The sequence below is a fragment of the Mordavella massiliensis genome, from assembly GCF_016901695.1.
In the GTDB taxonomy this organism is placed as follows: Bacteria; Bacillota; Clostridia; order Lachnospirales; family Lachnospiraceae; genus Claveliimonas; species Claveliimonas massiliensis_A.
Window position 1 is genome coordinate 1 of record NZ_JACJKS010000060.1, and the last position, 637, is coordinate 637.

General features: G+C 43.2%; 1 protein-coding gene. It reads right to left on the reverse strand.

Translation table 11 applies throughout. The features are described 5' to 3' along the window. Nucleotides 1–283: 283 nt before the first annotated feature. Complete coding sequence (locus H6A20_RS13080; protein ID WP_204907533.1) at nucleotides 284–424, reverse strand: hypothetical protein; 141 nt, start codon at nucleotides 422–424, stop codon at nucleotides 284–286. Nucleotides 425–637 lie beyond the last annotated feature (213 nt).

Genomic DNA, 637 nt, shown 5'->3' on the forward strand with positions numbered 1-637 from the left:
GCCTTCCTCCCATGGTAAAACGCAGGCAGTACTATGAGGCTTTGGAGGTGGCTGCATAGTCAGTGATATCCTTGAGAAAAATGTGTCAACTAATCTTGACAATATCAATGATTTTCGCCCCGTTCCCACCTCCGGCGCAGTTTCAAGATTATATCTATGGCGGCGTGACGAATGACAACCTTGCAAAAGGCGTTAAAGGTGTACTGGATATGCACCTTGTAGGCTTCATCTTCGGTCATGGAAATTCCGCCTTTCTGATAATAGTGCGGGGCGGCGGGCTTTGCTAAATATCTTTTTTGCCAATCGCTAACACCCATTTTTGATTAAAAAAGATGTCGTTGTTTTTGAGATATGGAAAAAAGCCGGTTTTGTCATTACCAGTTACATCTGCCCGCATACGCTGTCTGATTTTTTCACGAATCAAGTCTGGTGTCCTCGTAAGGGCAAGCCAGTTTTCCAAACGCTGCGAGCCTGTGAAGAAAAGTCTGTAAATAGGATTCTTCTATGATAAGAACGGGTGAAAGGCTTGAAAAATAAGCTTTTCACCCTTGTTTTATATATACCATCCGTTTGATGGTATGTCAATAACAGGCGGCTTTTCCGCCTGTTTTAACCTGGATATGGATTTAATCTGGCA